Genomic DNA, 21,145 nt, shown 5'->3' on the forward strand with positions numbered 1-21,145 from the left:
CGCCGGGCAGGCGGGGCGATCTCTGGCCGGGGTCCGTACCTTGCCGGTTGAGGTTCGGGCGACGGGAAGGATCCATGGTGGATCGCAGGGCAGGCGGCACCTGGTGGGCCGCGGCGGTCATGGGCGTGCTGTTGGCGGCCTCAGTGTCGGGTGCGCCGGGTGCTCAGGCATCCACCTTCGTGGATCCACCGTCGCCTTCGGTGTCGTCCGGGTCGGACGGATGGTGGGGGGCGGAGCACCCCGGCCAGAGTGATCCCAGTGATCCCTCTGGCAACGACTGGCATTGTGACCGCCTGGGCAACTGGCACAACGACGAGCGCGATGCGACCGGGCACCAGGACAGCCGCTGCCAGTCCTGGTGAGAGCCCCGGTCCGTCCAGCGGCCGTGTCGTCCGCACTGGAGGCGGCGGCGGTGATGCGCGGCGGTCCGAGGGCGAAGTGGCATGCCAGGCGCCCAGGCCGGACCGGGCAACCTGGTCAGCCCCGGCGTCCTCCGTATCGCCGAGGCCCGGTCGTGCGGGGAGAGCCTGCTGGCGGGCCAAGGCGTCTGAGCGCTACACCCAGGTGTAGTTCGCGTCGGTGACGGCCTCCAGGGCCGCGTTGGTGACGGCGGCGTGTGGATCGGCGAGGGCGGCCAGGGCAGGGCCGATGGGCGGGAAGATGGGCAGCGCGGCGGTCTTGCGGTAGTCGATCCACTCGATGACGCCGACCTCGTGGCTGCCGTCGGGAAGCTCGTCCAGCTCCTGTTCGGCGAGGGTCGCGCGGATGTCGGGGCTGATGTGGAAGCGGTAGATCAGGTGGAGCTTGCGCGGCGGCGGGGTCGGGCCCGGGCGGGTCACGCGCTGGTCGACGACCCACATCAGGTCCCCGCCCTCGGCCGCCGCCGTGTCCAGGCCGAGTTCTTCGGCGAGCTCGCGGGCGAGGGCGCGGGCGAGGTCTTCGCCGTGTTCGACGTTGCCGCCGGGCGGGGTGTAGTGGGTGGAGTCGGCGCGGTCGCGCCGGATGAGGGCCACGTCGTCGCCGCAGAACACCAGCGCCCCGGTCCTGATCTTGATTTTTGAGAACGGGGCGGGTGTGGCAGGGGTGTTCGTCATGACCACCAGTATCGCGGCGGGATCCGGGTGCCGGGCAGGCAGGCCCGGCAGGGCAAACGCCTTACGCCCCTCCTTCATGCTGGTGTGCTCGATCCAGCCGTCCGGCAGGGTCAGCACGTGGCGGCGCAGTCGGCAGCCAGTGGACCGCATCACCGGCGAGAGGTGACAGGGGTCGAGTTCCTCCACCAGCAGGCTCGGCGTGCTCGCGGGCGGATTCTTCTTCCCCGCAACCGCGATCGACAGGCGCCGGGTGGGGGCAGGGGCAGCGGGGTGATCCGCCAGATCGGGCCGCGGACGGCGGAGAGGCTGGCCTGGCCGAAGCCGCGTTCCCCGCGCGGGGCCATCGGCTCGCCGTTGGTGGCGGTCAGGCCGCGGAACACCTTCTCGGCGCGGCCCTGGTTGACGATCTGCCCGGTGTCGATGGTGAAGGTACGGGAGAAGAACAGGCTCGGCGGGTAGCCAGCCTGCTCCAGCGCGGCCGCGTACGTGGCGACCTGGGGGGTGGACCTGCTCACACAGGTGGCGGCCGCAGCCTGGTCGACGCCTTCCAGGGCCTCGGCGCGGGCGGCGAGCGTAGCCAGGACGGCGTCGACGTCCTGGCCGGTCGCGGTGGTGAACTCGGCCCGTCGGGCCAGGCCACGGGCCTGCTTGTGGGCGAGGAGGGTGTTGAGCAAGTACCGGGTGGCGTCGGCGTACCCGGAGGCTGGGCGGATGGCGGTGGCGGGACAAAGGTCCCCGTGTCGTTGTTCCCGATCCCGTAGCTCCACCTGCAGCCTGACCATGTGGCTGCAGCGCCCATGCGTGCGAATCGTTGGGCCTCAGCCGATTACCGAACTCAGGGTCCGCAAGGCGTCTTCGTATTGGTGACGGCCGAAGTGAAACGGGCCAAATGGCACGTAGTTGCGAGTCGTGCGGTGTGGTTGCTCGAAGGCGTCCCAGGATACGAGGTTGGCTGTTGCGGTGATGCGGGCCATGAGCGGCCAGCATCCCCACTCGCCGCATTCGCAACCGAGGACGGGTGTCTTCGGCCCCATGGCGCTGGTGGACCGTCCGAGGAAGTGGTCCTGCATCGGGCCGAACCGGAAGAACGCCGGGATCAGACCACCGTAGGCATCACCTGCGGGTTCCATTTTGGCCGAGTTCTCGAATCCGTCGATCAGCTCGGTGAGTGGTGCTCCGTCGATGTGAGGGACCACCACGAGCGGGCCGCCGTCGCCTCGGGTATGGCAGTCGAACCGGATCTCATTGCTGATCATCCCGTCATTGTCTCAACGGTGCGCTGCTGCCCTCTGTCGGGCGGGTTGAGCTGGGGCCTGGCGAGGCATGCCGAGGTTGATCGGCATACCTCCGGAGACGGCGTCGATCCGGTCGATCTTGGCTTCGGCGCCGGGCGAGGCTGACGCGCAGACCCTTTATCCCTCGGCGGGGCGCAGGGTGCGGCGGCGGGCGATGAAGGCGCGGTGGGCCTCGATGGTCTCGGTGGGGTGGACGGCGTTGTAGCCCGGTGCGGGTAGAGAGACCTCCGCGCTCTCCCCGGCGGCGAGCGCGGGCACCGTCAGCGGGCCGCTCCCGAGTCTGTCCCCGTCTGCCAGGTACGACCAGCGCCGTGAGACCGAGTCGGTAGCTGGCTCCTGCCATTGTCCCGGCTCGCTGGCGGCCCAGGCTCCGCCCCAGGGCCGAGATCGGACCAGGACCAGGGTCCCGGTCCGGTGGACGGACAGGTCCAGGGCCCCGTACGGCTTCTCGTCCCGCACTCCGACGATCTGCGCGAATTCCGGTGATGTGCTGAAAGGGCACTGTCCGAGTTCGCCTACGAACGGAAGTTCCCGTGATTCGCGCCCTGTCCGGATTCTCCACGCGAAGTCCATGGATGTGCGGGGTCGCGGCCTCGGCGTTGGCTGCCGGTTCGACAAGGTCACCGCTGTTGAACACCCCTGGGGAGGCGCCGGTCCCCAGACCACTCCTCGCCTGTGCCCGATCGCTCGGAAAGCCACGCGCAGCAGGGGGTCTCGTCCGCCCTCTTGGGCTGGCCGAGACTTCGGCGATTTCCCTCAGCGCGCGGCAACGGGCCTTTGGGCCTTCGTTTCTCAAACCCGACGCAAGTTGATCGAAAGGTAGAACCAGATGGCTACTCACAAGAAGCGGATCAGCCGCCCCCGGCTCCTCGTAGCGGTGGCGATAGCGGCGGGGGCGGTCCTTGTTCCCGTGGGGGTCCAGGCGGCCACCGTCGACGAGGTCGCCACAGCCGGCAGGAAGCAGGACCCCGCACACGTACTGGAGCGGGCCGCTCATCCGCTGCGTTCGACCGCGCCCGGTGGAGACACGGCAGACCTGCGAGCCCTGTCCGCGATGATCGGCGACGCCAAGGTGGTCGGCCTCGGCGAGGCCACCCACGGCTCCCACGAGTTCTTCACCATGAAGGAGCGGGTCTTCCGCCACCTCGTCGAGAAGAAGGGCTTCACCACCTTCGCCCTGGAGCTGAGCTGGTCCGCGGGACTCCAGATCGACGACTACCTCCAGACCGGCAAGGGCGATGCCCGCAAGATCGCCGCACAGACGCTGGCCAACTCTCCTTGGGAACGCGAAGAATTCGTGAGTCTCATCGAGTGGATGCGCAACTACAACCGCAGCCACCCCGACCGCCCCGTGCACTTCATGGGCGACGACATCGGCGCCCCCTCGTTGAATGACGCGTTCTTCGAACGAGTGACCGGCTATGTGGAGAAGAACCACCATGAGGCGCTGCCCCGGCTCAACGAGCTCTACACCGGTCTGAGGCCCATCGACGACGCCTTCGCCTACCTGGCCAAGCCGCTCGCGGACCGGCAGCAGCTCGCCGCCAAGGCGCAGCAGGCACTGGAACTGGTCAGCAGTCACAAGGGCTCCGGCGGAGAGGCCTTCGACTGGGCCGAGCAGAACGCCCGATCAATCGCCCAGACCGCCAAGTTCTTCACCTTGAATCCCGCCGACCGGGAGTCCCTGAACAGTCTTCAACGCTTCCGCGACGAGGTGATGGCTCAGAACGTCACGTGGTGGCAGAAGCACACCGGCGACAAGGTCCTGGTGTCGGCGCACAACAACCACGTCGGCTACGTATCCGACAATCCCGAGCTGTACTCCAAGACGCAGGGCTCGTTCCTGCGCGACACCATGGGCAAGAACTACCTGCCTGTGGGCTTCACCTTCAACCAGGGTTCGTTCCTGTCGAAGGACGCCGCCCTCGGCGGCGACTGGAAGAAGTTCTCCGTGGGCGCCGCCGAGCCCGGCAGGAATGAGCACACTCTCGACCAGGTCGGCTACCGGGACTTCTACCTAGACGTCCGCAAGGCGTCGGCCCCCGCGCGCGCCTGGCTGAACGTCGCCCGGCCCACGCTCAATATCGGCACGCAGTTCCCTGAGAAGCCCCGCGACATCGCGATCGCCAAGTCCTTCGACATTCTCATCCACCTCAACGAAATCCGGGAGGCCGAGAAGCTGAAGCCGTGACGAACCCGCCGCGCAGGGCCTGAGCTTGTTCTTCATCTTCCGGCCTCGTCCTGTGACGCTGGAGCTTGATCATTTGCCATCGACGCAGCGGCGATCCGTGGCGCGGTGACCTGGCAAGGTGTCCACATAGAAATTGGGTTCCGCTGCTGACACCGGGCCAGGTGGCGGAAGCAGCCGAGAGTTTGGATGGCCTCCTGCCGGTGCCGCCGCGCCTCCGGCTGTTCAAGCTGGCGAAGGGATCCGCGATCAAGTCCAGAACCCAGGCGATCAACCAGCTCAAGAGCCTCCTGGTCTCAGCTGACTCGGCCCTCCGCGAGTCGCTGGCCGGGTTGAGCAACCCGCACCTGTTCAAGCGGTGCGCCTACCTCGATCCCCAGCACGCGAGGGGGCCGGCTGGGGCCGCCTGTCACACCTTGAGGCTGCTGGCCCGCCGCATCGGACACCTGACGGAGGAGATCGACGATCTCAACAAGCGGATAGCCGAGGCCGTCGAAGTCAGTACGCCGGGCTTGCTGGAAGTCCGTGGCGTCGGCCCGGACAGCGCCGCCGCCCTGCTCATCTCGGCTGGCGACAACCCCGAGCGACTCGCCAGCGAGGCGTCCTTCGCAGCCCTATGCGGAACCAGCCCGGTCGAGGCGTCCTCCGGCAAGACACAGCGCCGCAGGCTGAACCGCGGCGGCGACCGCCAGGCGAATGCAGCCCTCTACCGGATCGTCCTCAGCCGCCTGCACTGGGACGACCGCACCCGCGACTACCTGCAACGACGTCTAACCGAGGGCAAGACACGCCGCGAGATCATCCGCTGCCTCAAACGCTACGTCGCACGAGAGATCTACCGACATCTCGTCCCAGCGAACATTCCGACCGACTAGCCCGGACGCCCCGAGAACGTTGGTTGACATCCATAGGGGCATCAAGCTGGCGGTCCGCAACGAAGTGACCGTACTGGTCGCTGCCATCAATGAGTGGTTGTGACAAGCACCAGAGCGGGGCGGAAGGTTCCGGGAAAACCCTTCGAGAACATCACTACTGACCTGCCACCCTGGTGAGATGCTGCTCAAACTGACCGGCTCCAGCTGTTCGGGCAAGACCACGCTCGCCTACTCCGTGGGCGAGCGGCTGGGGCGGATTGCCGTGCACGACTTCGACGAGCTCGGCGTACCGGAAGGCGCCGATCGCCAGTGGCGAAACCGCATGACCGAGATGTGGGTGCGTCGCGCGCTGGAATACCAGGCGCGTGGAGTCGACCTCCTGCTGACCGGGCAGTCCCCGCTGGGAGAGGTCCTGGCCAGCCCCTCCGCCCCGTTGCTGGATGGCATCGCGGTCTGTCTGGTCGACGTGTCCGACGAGGCCCGGCGCCGCAGGCTCACCAAGCGCGACTCGGACCGATGGGACGCTCCGGCGGTCGACGCCTTTCTCGGCTGGGCCGCCTGGCACCGCAAGCACGCCGAGGATCCCCGATCCCGACCCGACGTCATCATCGACGACAGCTGGCCCCGCATGGCCTGGCGCCGCTGGACCGGGTGGACCGCCGATGACCGGCGCTGGTGCACCCACCTGCTCGACACCACGGACCAGCTGGTCGCGGAATCCGTAGATCAGGTTGAGCAATGGGTGACCGAACAGCGCGACACGCTTCGATCCGGCCGGCTCCCCCTGTCGCGGGGCTGGTCAGACCAGACAGCCGCCCGAGCCGACCACGACTCCTGATCCACTTTCGCAACAGACTCTAAACTTGCCGTTTAACGTCCGGCGGCCAGCACCAGCAGCCTGGGTATCCGTGCAACGGTCACTGTCGTTCGGCAGTGAGTACCAGGTCATGGACCATGAAGTGGAGTTGCACGTCGTCCATTGACTCCGCCCACAGCCCCTCTGCGTCGAGCACGGAGGCCGCGACCATTCGCGCCTCGGCGACGAGTTCGGGGTGGGAGTTGAAGCCTGGCCAGGGAAGGACGGGGTAGTCGTTCTCCTCGCCGAACTGCCGCACCTGCTCGATGTCGCCCAGGGCGGCGTGCGGGAGTGACTCGTTCGCCCAGGACCACAGCCAGGTTTGTTGGGTGACGCTGATGCTGCCGATCACTGTGAGTCGACCGGTGAGGAACACTTTTCCGTCACGCGACCACGTGATCTGCGCGTCGTCCATCGACCAGTCGTACTGCACGTCTCCCGACAGGCCGAAGCGCTCGACCATGAGTGCCTGCCGCGAGCGGGCACGCTCCCGAGCCGCGAGCACGACCGCATCCCAGTCGGTGTGGTCATGCTTCGAGCGGTCGTCCACGCTGCCTCCTCGTACGGAACTGTCGGCAAGATCCTGTCACCCCGGCATGCGGCCAGGACGCCCGGGCCCGGACGTACCGGTGCACGGATGGATCACTTGTCGCTCATCCTGTCCGTCGGGGCTTGGTTCCCTTCTGGTGATGCGCGGGCCGGGCGTAGGCCTCACCGGTGGCCAGGACTCTGCCGACGTCGTGGCGGAGTGCTGGGTGGCGATTCTTCGACCCGGGCGGCCTGCCGGGACCGGGGAGGGTTGGTTTCGGTGCACCGGCTGGCGTGCCGGTTTTCGCCCGCAGGTTCCTGAACCCGCGACGGACCCGGGCAGGGGTGAGTCTGTTCGGTTCCGCCGGCCGCTCCCATGGCCGGCGGAGATCACGCGCGAGCGGGCGGGCGAGGCGGAGCTGAGCGTGCGCGGCCAGGACGAGCCACGTCCAGCGGTCCGCGGCCCGCGAGTCCCGCAGTTTGGGCCGGGTCCAGCCGAGAGTCTGCTTGAGAAGCCTGAAGGTGTGCTCCACGTCGAACCGTCGAAGGAACGCCTGCCAGCAGCGGTCTACGGCCTGGGGATCGACGCCGGTGCCCGACCACCACAGCCAGACGGGCTTGTTCACACCGCCGCTCGGCAGCTTCTCGACCGCGAGCCGGATCACGGTTCCCTCGATGATCGGCAACGGTCCCTCGTGATCGATCCACGCCGCCCGTCGGGTCAGCCGGGGGTGCAGCCGATCCCAGGCTTGGGCGGTCGCGGTCCCGTATCGGTCGGTGTTGGTGACGGTGACCGCGGTGGCCTCGCCCCACGTGGCCGGGTCACCGAAGACGAACTCGCCTCCGTGCTTGGGCGGGCGGCCACCTTGCGGTGGACAGATCCACGGCACCGGGACGGGCTTGCGCATGACCCGGTCCGAACGGAGCCGGCCCAGCACCTCGACGGGAAGATCACTCAGGAGATGGGCGATGCGGGGCGCGTCGTAGCCGGCATCGAGGACGACCAAGATATTCGGAGCCCCTGCCTGCCACTGGCCGGCTTCCACCAGGCGTTTGACGACGTCGCGGACCTGGTCGGCGGTAACCGCTGCCAAATCGGCACCGGGCTCCAGCCTGATCGCGTCCAGCAGGGCCGTCCACGACGTGCGGCCGGTCTCCAAGGCAGCGACGATCGAGTAGGGCCAGCCGGGCACCATCTGGTGCTTGCCCAGGCCTCGGCCGAACGTGTGGCAGAAGGACCGGTCTGAGCATGTGTCGGCGTCCGGCCGCAGCCACGGGGAGACATCCACCGCCAACACCAGGCGATTGTCCCCGGCCCTGGGCAACGGCACACCGGCCAGGGCCCGCCGCAGCCGGGCAACATCGATCCGGCCCCGATTCAGCCCGGAGTAGAGGGCACCATGACCCCTCCGATGCTCGGGCGCGAGGGCCAGGTCCACGAGAGTGCGGACCGGCCCATCGGAGCACAACAGGGCGTCGCACAGCTCAAACAGTGCGTCGCTTCTCGAAACCAGGCACGCGTACAGCTCCGACCGGAACTCCACCACGTTCGTGAACGCGTCTCGTTGAACCTCGTGCTCGACCAGCTCCACGATCCCGGCCTCCGTGCCGCAGCGACCCTGCCCCCAGGATCAGACCCTGGCCCGTGGCACGTCCGGTGAACTGGGAAGACCCAAACAAGTTCGAGCCCGTTCGATGCCCGGACGTTAAACGGCAAGCTAAAGGTTGTTGCAGAAGCTCGGTGTTGGGCATTTTGCCTGTATGGGTGGGGTGTTGCGGGCTGAGCCGGTGTCGGTGGAGACGTTCACGGGTTTGCGGATCGATCGGTTCGCGAAGCTGGTGAAAGTGGTGCGGGAGCGGGGCGGAAACGGCCCCGGCGGTGGCCGGCCGTGGTGCCTGCCGCTGCCCGACCGGGTCCTGCTGGTGGTGGTCTACTACCGCACGAACCTGACGATGCGGCAGCTCGCGCCGCTCTTCGGAATCTCCCCGGCCACCGTCTGCCGGGTCATCCAACGCCTACGGCCCTTGCTGGCGCTGGAGCCGGCGCCGCGGCCGGTCGCCGACGTGGACCGGTTATGGATCGTGGACGGAACCTTGATCCCCGTCCGAGACCGCACCGTCGGTGCCTCGTCGAGGAACTATCGATTCTCGGCGAACGTGCAGTTCATCATTGACGCGGACAGCCGTCTGGTCGTCGCGAGCGCCCGCCCGGCGCCAGGCAACAAGGCCGATGCCCACGTCTGGCAGGAGTCGGACCGGCCGCGGCGGCCGGGACGACGGTCATCGCGGACGGCGCCTACCTGGGCACCGGCCTGATCGTCCCGCACCGCAGAAGGCCGGGACGGCCTCTCCTACGCGGCCAGGAAGAAGACAACGCCGAACACCGACGCGTTCGCGCCCGCGTCGAGCACACCTTCGCCCGCATGAAGAACTGGAAGATCCTCCGCGACTGCCGGCAGAAAGGAGACGGCCTCCACCACGCTGTCCAAGCCGTCGTAGCCGTCGCCACCCTGCACAACCTCGCCATGGCACAGTGAAACAGCAGGTCAAATAACCCTCAGGCCTGCCCGAGACCGACCTTCTGCAACAACCTTTAGATCCGCCGTGCCCTGCTCGTCGTCACCACCGACCTCGGCACCCACCTGCGCGCAGCCGGGCAACTCGCCCGCACGGTCGAGCTCCAGGTCACCTACGCCGACCGCTCCACCACCACCGGGTCGCGTACCCTGCGCGAACCCACCGCCCACACTCCGGCAATCCGGGACACGCTGTACGCCACCTTCGCAGCCCTCGGCCTGCAACGGGCCCGGGTCCGGGCCGTCACCGCCAGGACCGGAAACCTCGCCATCGCCGCTGGCACCGCTGTCCAACTCACCTTCGACCGGTCCACCGAGAGCCACCGCACGCTGGAACCCGTCCTCGAACGCGCTGCCAGACCCTTCGGCCCCGGCGCGATAGCGCCAGCAGCCCTTGGTACATACACCCGGCGTGGATAGTCGCGGCCGCCCACTCGCCTGGCGTGGCTTTCTGCGTCGGCGGTGGCGGATCCGACCGGCTCAGGGCATCAGGATGACCGACCTGGTCAACGCGCTCACCCGGTTGACCACGCTACCGCGACCGATCGCCTGAACACCGGCCCACGTCCCGACGAGCAGTCGGCGGAGGACTGCGGCCACCGCGCCGGGCCATCGGCGTGCCGGTGAACTCCGGAGGACCTCCCCGAGATCGACTGCCCGGACCGCGGCCTTGATCAACGGTTGGCGAAAGGCTGCGGTCGGCTTGACGGCCGTCGAGCCTCAGCGAGGCCAGCGTCTCATAGGGGACTTCCTCCGAAAACCTTCCCGTTACATCTTGACGGGGCGAATGTTAGCGCTCACAGTACCTGTGATGCGTTCAGCCGCACTGCTGGTTGGCTACTCAACACCTACACCCCGCATATTCCTGCACGGCTCGCCCTCAGAAATGTGAACGCTAACAACTCCCTTCCCGGGCAATTGTCCGTGCGCGGGTGTCGTCGGCGTCCGAATGGAAGGAAGTCGCTATGTCGGTTTGGTTAGCGCGCGCCGCGAGGTGGCGTCGTCGGTGGCGGTCGGGGGCGGCCGCCGCGGCAGCCATGGTGATTGTGGGCGGGTTGTTCACGGTGGCCACGACGCCGGCGTCGGCTGCCACGGTGGACACCACCGCCTGGTACGTACTGGTGAACCACAACAGTGGCAAGGCCCTCGACGTCTACAACTCCTCCACCTCCGACGGCGCCAACGTCGTCCAGTGGACCCGCACCAACGCCACCAACCAGCAGTTCCAGTTCATGGACTCCGGCGACGGCTACTACCGGCTCAAGGCACGCCACTCGGGCAAGATGATCGACGTGTCCAGCTGGTCGACAGCCGACGGTGCCGCCATCCACCAGTGGACCGACCACGGCGGCACCAACCAGCAGTTCCGGTTGGCCGACTCCGACAGCGGCTACGTCCGGCTGATCAACCGCAACAGCAACAAGGCGGTCGAGGTCCAGAACGCGGCGACCAACGACGGCGCCAACGTCGTGCAGTACAGCGACTGGGGCGGCACCAACCAGCAGTGGCAACTCGTCCAGGTGGACAAGGGCACCGGCTCCGGCCCGTGCGACATCTACAGCGCAGGTGGTACGCCCTGCGTGGCGGCGCACAGCACAACGCGCGCCCTCTACAGCTCCTACAACGGAGACCTGTATCAGGTCAGACGCTCCGACAACACAACCCGCAACATCGGCGTACTGACCCCTGGCGGCGTCGCCAACGCGGCGGCCCAGGACTCCTTCTGCGCAAACACCACGTGTGTCATCACGGTCCTGTTCGATCAGTCCGGGCGTGGCAACGACCTGTGGTACCAGGGTTCCAGCGTGGTCCCGGGCTCACCACAGACCCGCCCGGCCGTAGCGACCACCGAATCGCTGACGGTCGGTGGCAGCAAGGCCTACTCGCTGTACATCAACCCCGGGACCAGCTACTGGCGCGACGGCCACCTGACGGGTATCCCGACGGGCAGCCAACCCGAGGGCATGTACATGGTCACCAGCGGTACGCATGTCAACAGCGGCTGCTGCTTCGACTACGGCAACAGCGAAACCACCCGCAAGGCCGACGGGCCAGGTGCCATGGATGCCATCTACTTCGGGACGAGCTGCTGGTTCGGCGGCTGCTCCGGAACCGGACCCTGGGTGCAGGCCGACCTCGAATGGGGCCTGTTCCCGGGTGGCAGCAGCACGTGGAACCCGAACCAGCAGGCATTCACCAGCAAGTTCGTCACGGCGACACTCAAGAACAACGGGACGACGCGATTCGCGCTCAAGGGCAGCAATGCCCAGGCCGGAAGCCTGAACACCCTATGGGACGGCGCGCTTCCCAACGAGCCCAACGTATACAGCCCGATGAAGAAGCAAGGCGCCATCGTCTTGGGTAGTGGCGGCGACTGCTGCTCATCCGAGGTAGGCAACATCAACGACAGCGCGGGCACGTTCTACGAGGGTGCCATGGTCTCGGGCTACCCGTCGGATGCGACCGAAAATGCGGTCCAGGCGAACATCGCCGCCGCCGGCTATCGATGAACCAGACCCGGCCGCCGGCCTGACGGGTACAAGCGGTGCCGCCGCTCCAAGGCGGCGGCACCGCTTCGCCCAGATGTGCTGATGAACCCTGCGCAGGTTGAACCACGCGGAAGGGGTCGGGCGCGGACGTGCCTGACCCCTTCCGCACAGCGGCCATACCGGGCGCGCCTCTGCGGAGGTGGCCCGACCGTCACCGCCGCCAGCCGCGCGGCCTACGACGCAACAGCAACAAGGCGGTCGAGGCCCAGAACGCGGCCGCCAACGACGGCGCCAACGTCGTGCAGTACAGCGACTGGGGCGGCACCAACCAGCAGTGGCAACTCGTCCAGGTGGACAAGGGCACCGGCACCTGCACGCTGCCGTCGACGTACCGCTGGCATCGACCGGCCCGCTGGCAACCCCGAGGGCGGGGTGGCTTCGGTTCGTCGTCCACGAAGATCATGAGCGACACGCCGCTCGACCTGTTCGAGGCGGTCGAGGTCTACAAGGTCCAGGGTCAGAACCAGTACCTCATGATCGTCGAGGCCCAGAACTACACAGGGAGTGGTCGCTACTTCCGCTCGTTCACGGCCACCAGCCTCGACGGCACGTGGACACCGCAGGCCGACGCCGTGACCAACCCCTTCGCCGGCAAGGCCAACAGCGGCGCGACATGGACCAACGACATCAGTCACGGCGATCTGGTTCGCACCAACCCCGACCAGACCAAGACCATCGACCCCTGCAACCTGCAGTTCCTCTACCAGGGGCGCGACCCCAGCACCGACGGCGGGGACTACGGCCTCCTGCCGTACCGGCCGGGCGTGCTGACACTGCAGCGCTAGAGGTCCGGCTGCTGGCGGTCGCCGCCGACGCCACCCCTTCGTATCCCAACCGAACAAGGGACTCAAACAGTGAAATTCACACTTCAGCGGTGGTCGAAACGCGTCCTCGCCTTGACGATAGGCCTTCTCTGTATGGTGGGTTTTCTTCCGGCTGCAGCCCGGGCAGACAACCCGATCGTGCAACACATTTACACCGCCGACCCGGCACCGCTGGTCTACAACGGCCGGGTCTACCTGTACACCGGGCACGACGAGGACACCTCCACCTCCTCGTTCGTGATGAATGACTGGCGGGTGTGGTCCTCCGCCGACATGGTCAACTGGACCGACCACGGCTCACCGCTCAGCCTGAACACCTTCAGCTGGGCGGGCGCCAACGCGTGGGCGGGCCAGGCCGTCGAACGGGGCGGCAAGTTCTACTGGTACGTGCCGGTGTCGGTCCGGGCGACCGGGCAATTCGCCATCGGCGTGGCGGTGTCGGACAGCCCCACCGGCCCGTTCCGGGATGCCCTCGGCCACCCGCTGGTGGAGAACAGTGAGATCGACCCGACCGTCTTCATCGACGACGACGGGCAGGCCTACCTGTATTACGGCAACCCGAATCTTTGGTACGTGCGGCTCAACGCCGACATGATCTCGTACTCCGGCAGCCCGACGCAGATACCGCTGACCACCGCGGGGTTCGGCACCCGCACGGGAGACGCGAACCGACCCACCCTGTACGAGGAAGGCCCGTGGTTCTACAAGCGGAACGGCCTGTACTACATGGTGTTCGCGGCGAAATGCTGCTCTGAGTTCATCGCCTACTCCACCTCGCCCGGCCCGACCGGACCGTGGACGTATCGCGGCACCATCATGCCCTCGCAGGGCAGCAGCTTCACCAACCACGTCGGCATCGTCGACTTCAACGGCGGCTCGTACTTCTTCTACCACAACGGCGCTCTGCCTGGCGGTGGTGGCTTCACCCGGTCGGTCGCGGTGGAGAAGTTCAGCTACAACGCCGACGGCACCATTCCAACGATGAATATGACGACGGCCGGGGCGCCGCAGGTCGGCACACTCGATCCTTATGTCCGCCAGGAAGCCGAGACCAACGCGTGGGGCAGCGGCATCGAAACCGAACCCTCCAGCGAGGGCGGGATGAACATCAGCTGGATTGAGAACGGCGATTACGTCAAGGTCAAGGGCGTGGCATTCGGCGCCGGTGCCGGCTCGTTCACCACCAGGGTGGCCTCAAACACCAGCGGCGGCCGAGTTGAGCTGCACCTGGACAGTCCTACCGGGCCAACGGTCGGGACCTGCACGGTGTCGGGCACCGGAGGCTGGCAGAGCTGGAGCACGGTCTCGTGCCCTGTCACGGGTGCGACCGGGACCCACGATCTGTACCTGAGCTTCGCCGGTGGCAGCGGGTACCTGTTCAACATGAACTGGTGGCAGTTCACCAGCGGCCGGCCCGCCTTCTCGTCAACCGCCGTCGCCCAGCACAGCGGGTACTGCCTGGACGACCCCAACCAGAGCACCACCGACGGCACTCAGTACCGGCAGTACACCTGCGGCGCCGGTGAGGAACAGCGGTTCGACTTCCACCCGGTACTGGGGGTGGCGGACACCTACTCCCTGGTGAACCGCTCCAGCGGCAAGTGCCTCGACATCGGCGGCGTCTCCACCGCCGACGGCGCGGCGGTCCACCAGTGGACCTGCCACGGCGGCACGAACCAGCAGTTCACGCTGCGGCAGGTCACCGCCAACGACTACCAGCTCGTCGCGGTGCACAGCGGCAAGTGCGTGGACGTCAGCGGGATCTCCACCGCCGTCGGAGCGCTGGTCCACCAGTGGACCTGTGACTCCGCCAGTGCCCTGGCCACCAAGAAGAACCAGGTCTGGCGCCTGACCGGCAAGAGCTGAACCAATAAAGGGTCGGGCCCGGGCCGGCAACCCGGCGCCCGAACCTGTCCAGGGCCTTTTCGGGCCACAGCCGCCGACCGGCGCCTGGAGGTGAGCCTGCCGCACGGGACCGGAAGCCCGGGAGCTTGGCGGGCCCACCTCGGCACAGGCCACAGACGGCTCGGCCCCCTGCTTCCCGAGCGAGGCAGGGGGCCGAGCCGTCTGTGCCGTCAGGTGAGCGACGGAGGCCGTTCGCCCTGGCCGGCCTGGAGGTCGGTCCCGACGCGGAGCGTGGTGCCGATGGCGGCCATGCCGACCTGGACGACTGGTTGTGGTTCATCGCGAAGTCCTCGCGCGGTAGTTCCACAGCGGCCCGGAACGCCAGGTCCAGGTCAACGACCCGGGCCTTGTTGTTTCCTGACCGCCGACGCCGACGCCGACGGCCCGGCGCGCACGCCACGGGTGGGTGGTGTTGCTGCCGGGCCGTCAGTCAGTCATGCGGTCTCACTTCCGGTGCGAAGCCCTGCGGCGACGTCCGCGAAGCACCAGGACAGTGCCGGCAGCGATGACCAGTAGGCCACCGAGGGCGCTGTACGTGACAGCGCTGCTCGCCCCGGTGGAAGCCAGGTCGCCGGACGTGCTGTTCGGGGTCGGCCGGCCGACGGGTGCGCCGGCCTCCCGCTGTGCACGGGTGCCGGTCGTGCCGGGGGCGGAGACAACCGGCGCAACGGCGGTCGGCGTGGGGACGGGCGTCGGCTTGTCAGCGCCGGCAGTCCCCGACGCGGGCTTCAGCTGAAGAGTCGTGATCGAGTACGGCGGCAGTGTCTGCGCGACCGCCGTGCCCCGCTCCGCCGTAGTCAGGGCGGTGCCTCCCGTGGCATACGAAACGGTCGTGACTGCCCCTGCGGCCGGGGTGAATCCGGCGTACGAGAGCGACACCTGCGCCGCGTTCTGCGGGCTCTTGTTGGTCAGCATGACGTTCAGACCGCCGTTGCCGCTCCGCACCGCGTGCACAGTGACCGACGAGTTGCCCGAGGACGACTTGACCATGGTATCGCCGGGCTGCGCCAGTGCGGTCAGCGAGCGGATGCCCCAGTAGGTGGGGAAGGGCGTATCGCGCGGCGGTTGGCACTTCCCCCCGGCGCAGGTTTCAGCGGAGAGCACACCCCCGTCCCGGTAGTCGATCTCGCCGTTGACGGTGGTGGGTGCTTCGCCCGAGCCGTTGTGCAGGTTCCACCAGTCCACGTGGGTGGCACCCTGCTCGAACCAGGTCATGTAGGTGTCCGGCGCGAACAGGGCCGCGGCCTGGCTGGTCAAGGCGGGCGAGCCGACGCCGTCGGTCTCGGTGACCGCGATCTCCACCGAAGCGGCGCGCGAGCCCGCGTACTTGGCGATCAGAGAGCGCAGCTCGGACGTGGTACCGGCGATCCGGGAGGGGGTGTTCAGCAGGTCGGCCGTGGTGGTGCCGCCCGGATACCAGTGGACGATGACGAAGTCGATCGAGCTTCCCGCGATGGAGAGCACCCTGTTGTTCCAGTCAGCGCTGTCACCGGGAGCCTTCTCCTTGTCCGGCCAGCCGCCGGGGGTGGTGAGCACCGCTCCGATCTTCACCGTCGGGTCCACGGCCTTCATCGCCTTCGAGTAGGCGACCAGGTTCTTCCCGTACTCCCTCGGGCTCTTGTCGGCGTGCGTGTCGGTTTCCCAGCCCTTGCCGTTGCCGTAGTGCCCGTTGCCGTAGACCTCGTTGCCGATCTCCCAGTACTTCACGCCGTAACCCTTGTCGACGTTGGAGTACTTGACCCAGTCGGCGGCCTCCTGGGGGGTGCCGGAACCGTAGTTCGCGGTCAGGATCGGCTGGGCGCCGACCGTCTTCGCGGTGGCCATGAAGTGGTCGAAGTCGGTGTTGGAGGGGATCCAGCCGGTGCCGTCGCCGGAGGTGTGGGTCTTCCAGTGGTAGTCGTCCGCGCCGGAGCCGCCGGGATAGCGCAGCTGCCGAACTCCCGCGGCCTTCATCAGCGATGTGACCTTGGCGTCCCCCATGTGCTCGTCGCCGAAGCCCGTGTTGAGGCCGACACCACTGCTGGGCACTGTGCCCAGGGAGGCACCGGCGTTCACACTGATGTCGATGGTCGGCGCGGCGCCCGCGCTGGGCGCCAGGGCGCCGAGGCCGACCGAGGCGGCGAGCACCGCCACCGCCCCCGCGACAAAGCGCCGGCGCATCCGGCTACGGCGGGGCGTGCGATCCCAGGGCATCGGCTGCTCGGCGGATCTCGGGTCGTCTGGTGACACGTGGGGCTCCGATCGGGTGTTGACACAGAGGGCGTAGCGCCGCTGACCACGGCTCGCCCTCGTCGGTACACCCCTAAGTGGCCACTCAGAGCGAAAAGGTTGCCGCCTCAATCGTTTCCCGTTGAGACGCGGTCGTACCGTCTCACTCACCGGATCCGGTGACCCGTGCCCCCGTGACCCGGTGACACACCCGGGCTCCCTTTCCGCCTCGACGACGCGAACCATCACATGCCTCCGGCCGCACACCGCCCCGCGGTGGCCGAGCGGCTGAAGCCGCACAGGAAGCACAGGAATAGAAAGACGGCGGCCGCCGCCACCGCGACGGTCCTGTTGTCGTACATCTACCGCCAGGCGGTGTGTAGCGCTGGGGGCTGCGCATCGTCAGCGGCGCCCAGCACGCCCCCGCCCGTTACCTCGACTCTGTCGGGGATCTTGGATGGTAGGGCTCAAGTGCCAAGGGTTCGCCAGGACTTCGGCCGGGGGATGCCGTTCTCGTCAAGGTAGGTCTGCAAGGCGGTTGGGGTGTACGGCCGAAGCAGCTGTCACGCTGAGAGGGCCGGGTCCAGCAGCCCGTGTTCGGCCACCGGACCCGGCTCCCTCAGCGCTTGCCTCATCCGGTCATGGGCTGCTGCTGCGGCGTCGGCTGCGCAGGGCCAGCAGGAACACCCCGCAGCAGGCACTGGCCAGGCTGACGGCGATGGCGGCCGCCAGCGGCAGCCCGAGCCCGAGCCCGGTGTCCGGAAGCCGGGAGGCGCGCTGGTTCAGCCGGACGACCACTGATGCTGTGACCGGAAAGGTTTGCCGGGTCGCGGCGTCCGGCACGGCACCTCGGCGCGTTGTCGGACCGCGGCGGTACGTCCAGTACGAGCCGCGGTCCTCCGCCTTGCGATGCACCGCACCGGACGCCGCGACCCGGCAAACCTTTCCGGCCACAGCACTAGCGGCCTGCCGTCGTTCGCCGCAGTGAGCAGGTGGGGGCTGCTGACCGGGACCGAGGGCAGCAGATGGCCCTTCGACGCCGCGATCTCCTTGAAATAGTAGGAGCCCAGCGAGAGGCCCTGGTAGGCGCAGCGCCCCTGTGCGTCCGTGGTGCAGGAGGTGGGCGCCAGGGTGTCGGCGCGGCTGCCGCCGGTCTGCACCGACCCTGGCGTCGGACGACGCACCGTCGATCTGCAGGCCGTCGGTGCCGTTGCTCTCGCGCCACAGCTGGAACACCGCGCAGGCCAGGGCCTTGCAGTCCTGGTCGTGCTCGACCACGCTCACCGGGCCGGTCGCGAGTTCGTTACGTGGTTCACGGCGCCGGGAGGGCACCGATCTGCTGCATCACCCCGAGGAGGTCGGGCTGGCCTCGTTCGCCGACGATCCGGCCGTCGGCCAGGTAGTAGAAGTTCATGGCCTGCACCGAGATCTTGTTGCCGCTCGCCGGGATCCCGAAGAAGTCACCGTCGTGGGTGCCTCGCATGGTGAACCGTGCGGCCACGGTGTCACCTTCGGTGACCGTCTCCTCCAGCGTCCACTGGACGTCCGGGAAGGCGCTGCGCATCATCCCGATGACTTCCAAGTACCCATCGGGCCCCCGCAGTGGTTCCGGGTGGCTTGGCGCGTGGAACACCGCGTTCGGAGAAATGACCTCGCGGGCGAGGTCCTCGTTGCCCGTGTTGATGAACTCGACGAAGCGGTTCATCACTGACTCGGTGGACTGCGATGGCATGGTGCTGTGCCTCTCCAGAGACGTTTGGGTGGGTACCTCCGAGCGTAACATCGAATCGATGTTCACATCGATTCGATGTGTGTGTGCGAAGATGGGGGCATGCTCGAACTCGCGATACTCGGTTTTCTGGCCGAGGCACTCTTGCCCGGACACGAGCTGCGCCGCCGTGTCTCACAGCTGACCGGCTATACGCGGCCGGTCAGTGACGGCAGCCTCTATCCGGCGATCAATCGCCTGACCAAGGCGGGCTTGATCGAGCGGCGCGCCGACCCGGCCGCAGGAGCGGCCCGGTACGTGCTCAGCCTGACCGCGGCCGGCCGGGCCGACATGCTGCAGCGCTTGCGCAAGCCCGCCGACCACGAGATCACCGACTTCACCCGGTTCTACATCGTCCTGGCCTTCCTCTCCCACCTGCCCGAGATGGCCGAACAGCACGCGGTGCTGCGCAGGCGGCTGGAGTTCCTGGAAGAACCGGCGAGTTTCTTCTACGACCACGAGCGGCCCCTGCGTGCCGAGGAGGTCGCCGACCCCTACCGGCGGGGCATGCTGCTCACCGCCCGCGCCACCAGCCGCGCCGAACGGACCTGGCTGCGCGAGACCCTCGGGGAGAAGCCGCCCGCATTCGACACCGCATGCACCGACAGTGATCCGCATGAGCCCGCCGCTCCCACGAGCTGACCGCCCACGGAGGTACTTCCATGCTTGCTTCCTGGTACGACGACCAGGGACCCGCCGCCGATGTCCTGCACGTCGGCGAGCTCCCTGATCCTGTCCCCGGCCCCGGCGAGGTCCGCGTCCGTGTCACCGTCTCGAGTGTCAACCCCGGCGACACCAAGAAGCGTCGCGGCTGGCTCGGCTCGTCCATGCCCTTCCCGCGGGTGATCCCGCATAGCGACGCCGCCGGAGTCATCGACGCCGTCGGCACCGGAGGCGACGCCCGCCGCGTCGGACGGCGGGTCTGGGTATACGGCGCCCAGTCCTACCGCCCCTTCGGCACGGCCGCCCAGTACACCGTCGTACCCGAGAACCAGGCCGTACCTCTGCCCGACCACCTCAGCGACGAGCTGGGGGCGAGCCTCGGCATCCCCGGCATCACCGCCCACCGCACCGTCTTCGCCGACGGCCCGGTCGACGGCCGAATCGTCCTGGTCCACGGAGTCCTCGGCGGCGTCGGCTCACTGGCCGCCCAGCTCGCCCACTGGGCCGGCGCCACCGTAATCGCCACCGTCCGCCGCACCGCGGACCTCCACCGCGTCGACCCGGCCATCGTCTCCCACACCGTCGCCCTGGATACCGGCGACCCAGCCGCGGCCATCCGCTCGTACGCGCCGCAGGGCGTCGACCGGATCATCGAGGTCGCACTGTCCGACAACGCCGACCTCGACAACGCCGTCGCCGCCGAGAACGCCGTCATCGCCGCCTACGCCACCCGCACGGACCGCACCGAGATCCCCTTCTGGCCGCTGCTGTTCAACAACGTCACCCTGCGGCTGCTCGGCAGCGACGACTTCCCCGCAGAGGTCAAGCGCCAGGCCGCCCGCGACCTCACCTCCGCAGCCGCCGTCGGCGCCCTCACCGTCGCCGTCGGCGACCGGCACCCGCTGGACGACATCGCCAAGGCCCACGACCAGGTCGACGCCGGCGGTGGCCACGGCCGCATCCTGGTCACCATCCCCCAATAGCGCAGACTCGGAACCGAAGCTCCAGATGTTCAGGGCGACTTGCAAGGTCACCCCGTAAACCGGAGCTTCGTTGCGTGTGTGACGGCTCTTCTGCAGATCGTCATCCTGCCGTGACCAGCGACGCCACATGACCAACCGGGCTATGAATCAGCCCTGGAGGGCACGTCGAGGCTGGTGAAACCGGAGCTCCCGCACGGCAGTTGAATAGGTTTGACTCGAGCTCGACCTGGACGCGTTCGACGATGCCCGCTTCGAGCACTGTCTGCGGAGCTGTCGGGACGGTGGCATCGAGTTCATGACGATGGCGGCTCTCGGTGACACGGCAGAACATCGGCGCGCGCTCTACGACCTGAACAAGGAGTGCTCCGCCGACACCCGGGACGCGGGGAGTTCTACACGTTCGACGCTCACCTCGCTGAGCGCATCGACACCGCGACCTACCCGAAGGGGGTCGTCCTCGTACTGGACGGCGGGACGTGGATCGGCATGGCGGCTACGTCTTTGCAGGCCGAAGGGCACGCCTGAGTGAGATGACAGGAGTGCTGGCCGGCCACCGGGGGAGGGGCGTCGCGCTGGCGATGAAGCTTCTGGCGATCAGCTTCGCGCGTTCGCACGACGTGCACTGGATGCGGGCCCTCCGCCACCCGGACAACGCTGCGGCCATCGGCATGAACCGGCGGCGGGGCTTCGTCGAGGCCGACGTGCCCGTCCGGGACGACGGATCGGGCCTGGCCGCGATTCCCGGCCGGGCAGCGGGACAACCTTGCGCGTGACCTTGACGCACTACTCGAGCTGACCCATAGTGATGGCCATCGAGCCGCCTTGATCTAACG

At 67.9% G+C, this 21,145-nt stretch carries 18 protein-coding genes and 4 pseudogenes; 13 read left to right on the forward strand and 9 right to left on the reverse strand.

Annotation, left to right across the window (positions count from 1 at the left end; translation table 11 throughout):
• Window positions 1–554 precede the first annotated feature (554 nt).
• The 4 genes from OG490_RS36080 to OG490_RS36095 all read right to left on the reverse strand — a co-directional run bounded on the left by OG490_RS36080 (window position 555) and on the right by OG490_RS36095 (window position 2,848).
• A complete protein-coding gene (locus OG490_RS36080) occupies window positions 555–1,244 on the reverse strand; it encodes an NUDIX domain-containing protein (protein WP_330301186.1) in 690 nt (229 codons plus the stop codon).
• Window positions 1,244–1,876, reverse strand: coding sequence for a hypothetical protein (locus OG490_RS36085; protein WP_330300485.1), 633 nt, complete (start codon window positions 1,874–1,876; stop codon window positions 1,244–1,246). Before OG490_RS36085 ends, OG490_RS36080 begins: the two co-directional genes overlap by 1 nt.
• Window positions 1,877–1,912: 36 nt before the next feature.
• On the reverse strand, window positions 1,913–2,350 hold the full coding sequence (locus OG490_RS36090) for a hypothetical protein (protein ID WP_330300486.1): 438 nt from the start codon (window positions 2,348–2,350) through the stop codon (window positions 1,913–1,915).
• 156 nt (window positions 2,351–2,506) lie between these two features.
• Window positions 2,507–2,848 (reverse strand): hypothetical protein, encoded by a 342-nt coding sequence (locus OG490_RS36095; RefSeq protein WP_330300487.1) that lies wholly within the window; start codon window positions 2,846–2,848, stop codon window positions 2,507–2,509.
• A 370-nt stretch (window positions 2,849–3,218) separates the two neighbouring features.
• On the opposite strand from OG490_RS36095, the gene OG490_RS36100 reads away from it, so the two are divergent.
• The 3 genes and pseudogenes from OG490_RS36100 to OG490_RS36110 all read left to right on the forward strand — a co-directional run bounded on the left by OG490_RS36100 (window position 3,219) and on the right by OG490_RS36110 (window position 6,290).
• Window positions 3,219–4,580, forward strand: a complete 1,362-nt coding sequence (locus OG490_RS36100; RefSeq protein WP_330300488.1) for an erythromycin esterase family protein — start codon at window positions 3,219–3,221, stop codon at window positions 4,578–4,580.
• Between the two features lie 164 nt (window positions 4,581–4,744).
• A pseudogene (locus tag OG490_RS36105) lies at window positions 4,745–5,452 on the forward strand (transposase); the annotation flags it as partial.
• Window positions 5,453–5,630: 178 nt separating this feature from the next.
• Window positions 5,631–6,290 (forward strand): hypothetical protein, encoded by a 660-nt coding sequence (locus tag OG490_RS36110; RefSeq protein WP_330300490.1) that lies wholly within the window; start codon window positions 5,631–5,633, stop codon window positions 6,288–6,290.
• 79 nt (window positions 6,291–6,369) lie between these two features.
• Here OG490_RS36110 and OG490_RS36115 read toward each other — a convergent pair whose 3' ends face one another.
• Both OG490_RS36115 and OG490_RS36120 read right to left on the reverse strand, forming a co-directional pair.
• Window positions 6,370–6,858 carry a DUF6882 domain-containing protein gene (locus OG490_RS36115; protein WP_330300491.1) on the reverse strand — a complete coding sequence of 163 codons (489 nt, stop codon included), beginning with the start codon at window positions 6,856–6,858 and terminating at the stop codon, window positions 6,370–6,372.
• A 103-nt stretch (window positions 6,859–6,961) separates the two neighbouring features.
• Window positions 6,962–8,428: an NF041680 family putative transposase gene (locus OG490_RS36120; RefSeq protein WP_330300492.1), complete on the reverse strand. Its 1,467-nt coding sequence runs from the start codon at window positions 8,426–8,428 to the stop codon at window positions 6,962–6,964.
• A 169-nt stretch (window positions 8,429–8,597) separates the two neighbouring features.
• On the opposite strand from OG490_RS36120, the pseudogene OG490_RS36125 reads away from it, so the two are divergent.
• The 6 genes and pseudogenes from OG490_RS36125 to OG490_RS36140 all read left to right on the forward strand — a co-directional run bounded on the left by OG490_RS36125 (window position 8,598) and on the right by OG490_RS36140 (window position 14,651).
• A pseudogene (locus tag OG490_RS36125) lies at window positions 8,598–9,373 on the forward strand (transposase family protein).
• Window positions 9,374–9,445: 72 nt separating this feature from the next.
• Window positions 9,446–9,832 (forward strand): DinB/UmuC family translesion DNA polymerase, encoded by a 387-nt coding sequence (locus OG490_RS39305; protein ID WP_443066007.1) that lies wholly within the window; start codon window positions 9,446–9,448, stop codon window positions 9,830–9,832.
• A 617-nt stretch (window positions 9,833–10,449) separates the two neighbouring features.
• On the forward strand, window positions 10,450–11,922 hold the full coding sequence (locus OG490_RS36130; protein ID WP_330300493.1) for an arabinofuranosidase catalytic domain-containing protein: 1,473 nt from the start codon (window positions 10,450–10,452) through the stop codon (window positions 11,920–11,922).
• Window positions 11,923–12,050: 128 nt separating this feature from the next.
• Window positions 12,051–12,269, forward strand: a pseudogene (locus OG490_RS39310) (RICIN domain-containing protein); the annotation flags it as partial.
• Window positions 12,270–12,332: 63 nt separating this feature from the next.
• A pseudogene (locus OG490_RS36135) lies at window positions 12,333–12,746 on the forward strand (non-reducing end alpha-L-arabinofuranosidase family hydrolase); the annotation flags it as partial.
• Window positions 12,747–12,923: 177 nt separating this feature from the next.
• Window positions 12,924–14,651 (forward strand): family 43 glycosylhydrolase, encoded by a 1,728-nt coding sequence (locus OG490_RS36140; RefSeq protein WP_330300494.1) that lies wholly within the window; start codon window positions 12,924–12,926, stop codon window positions 14,649–14,651.
• A 483-nt stretch (window positions 14,652–15,134) separates the two neighbouring features.
• On the opposite strand, the gene OG490_RS36145 is transcribed toward OG490_RS36140, so the two are convergent.
• From OG490_RS36145 to OG490_RS36155, 3 genes are all read right to left on the reverse strand, one after another.
• Window positions 15,135–16,850: an LPXTG cell wall anchor domain-containing protein gene (locus OG490_RS36145; protein ID WP_330300495.1), complete on the reverse strand. Its 1,716-nt coding sequence runs from the start codon at window positions 16,848–16,850 to the stop codon at window positions 15,135–15,137.
• 687 nt (window positions 16,851–17,537) lie between these two features.
• Window positions 17,538–17,696, reverse strand: a complete 159-nt coding sequence (locus tag OG490_RS36150; RefSeq protein WP_330300496.1) for a hypothetical protein — start codon at window positions 17,694–17,696, stop codon at window positions 17,538–17,540.
• 514 nt (window positions 17,697–18,210) lie between these two features.
• Window positions 18,211–18,630: an ester cyclase gene (locus OG490_RS36155; RefSeq protein WP_330300497.1), complete on the reverse strand. Its 420-nt coding sequence runs from the start codon at window positions 18,628–18,630 to the stop codon at window positions 18,211–18,213.
• 99 nt (window positions 18,631–18,729) lie between these two features.
• On the opposite strand from OG490_RS36155, the gene OG490_RS36160 reads away from it, so the two are divergent.
• From OG490_RS36160 to OG490_RS36175, 4 genes are all read left to right on the forward strand, one after another.
• Window positions 18,730–19,308, forward strand: a complete 579-nt coding sequence (locus OG490_RS36160; RefSeq protein ID WP_330300498.1) for a PadR family transcriptional regulator — start codon at window positions 18,730–18,732, stop codon at window positions 19,306–19,308.
• A gap of 20 nt (window positions 19,309–19,328) precedes the next feature.
• Entirely contained in the window at window positions 19,329–20,312 is a 984-nt protein-coding gene (locus tag OG490_RS36165) for an NADPH:quinone reductase (RefSeq protein ID WP_330300499.1), read from the forward strand.
• A gap of 360 nt (window positions 20,313–20,672) precedes the next feature.
• Window positions 20,673–20,837 (forward strand): hypothetical protein, encoded by a 165-nt coding sequence (locus OG490_RS36170; RefSeq protein ID WP_330300500.1) that lies wholly within the window; start codon window positions 20,673–20,675, stop codon window positions 20,835–20,837.
• Between the two features lie 5 nt (window positions 20,838–20,842).
• A complete protein-coding gene (locus tag OG490_RS36175; protein WP_330300501.1) occupies window positions 20,843–21,085 on the forward strand; it encodes a hypothetical protein in 243 nt (80 codons plus the stop codon).
• Window positions 21,086–21,145 lie beyond the last annotated feature (60 nt).

This window comes from Streptomyces sp. NBC_00503 (assembly GCF_036346895.1).
Taxonomy (GTDB): Bacteria; Actinomycetota; Actinomycetes; order Streptomycetales; family Streptomycetaceae; genus Streptomyces.

Bases quoted from the DNA above. Each gene is read 5' to 3' on its own strand.
- OG490_RS36080 (WP_330301186.1), bottom strand. From the start codon at position 1,244: ATGCGGTCCACTGGCTGCCGACTGCGCCGCCACGTGCTGACCCTGCCG.
- OG490_RS36085 (WP_330300485.1), bottom strand. From the start codon at position 1,876: ATGGTCAGGCTGCAGGTGGAGCTACGGGATCGGGAACAACGACACGGG.
- OG490_RS36090 (WP_330300486.1), bottom strand. From the start codon at position 2,350: ATGATCAGCAATGAGATCCGGTTCGACTGCCATACCCGAGGCGACGGC.
- OG490_RS36100 (WP_330300488.1), top strand. From the start codon at position 3,219: ATGGCTACTCACAAGAAGCGGATCAGCCGCCCCCGGCTCCTCGTAGCG.
- OG490_RS36110 (WP_330300490.1), top strand. From the start codon at position 5,631: ATGCTGCTCAAACTGACCGGCTCCAGCTGTTCGGGCAAGACCACGCTC.
- OG490_RS36130 (WP_330300493.1), top strand. From the start codon at position 10,450: ATGGTGATTGTGGGCGGGTTGTTCACGGTGGCCACGACGCCGGCGTCG.
- OG490_RS36145 (WP_330300495.1), bottom strand. From the start codon at position 16,850: ATGCGCCGGCGCTTTGTCGCGGGGGCGGTGGCGGTGCTCGCCGCCTCG.
- OG490_RS36155 (WP_330300497.1), bottom strand. From the start codon at position 18,630: ATGCCATCGCAGTCCACCGAGTCAGTGATGAACCGCTTCGTCGAGTTC.
- OG490_RS36160 (WP_330300498.1), top strand. From the start codon at position 18,730: ATGCTCGAACTCGCGATACTCGGTTTTCTGGCCGAGGCACTCTTGCCC.
- OG490_RS36165 (WP_330300499.1), top strand. From the start codon at position 19,329: ATGCTTGCTTCCTGGTACGACGACCAGGGACCCGCCGCCGATGTCCTG.
- OG490_RS36175 (WP_330300501.1), top strand. From the start codon at position 20,843: ATGACAGGAGTGCTGGCCGGCCACCGGGGGAGGGGCGTCGCGCTGGCG.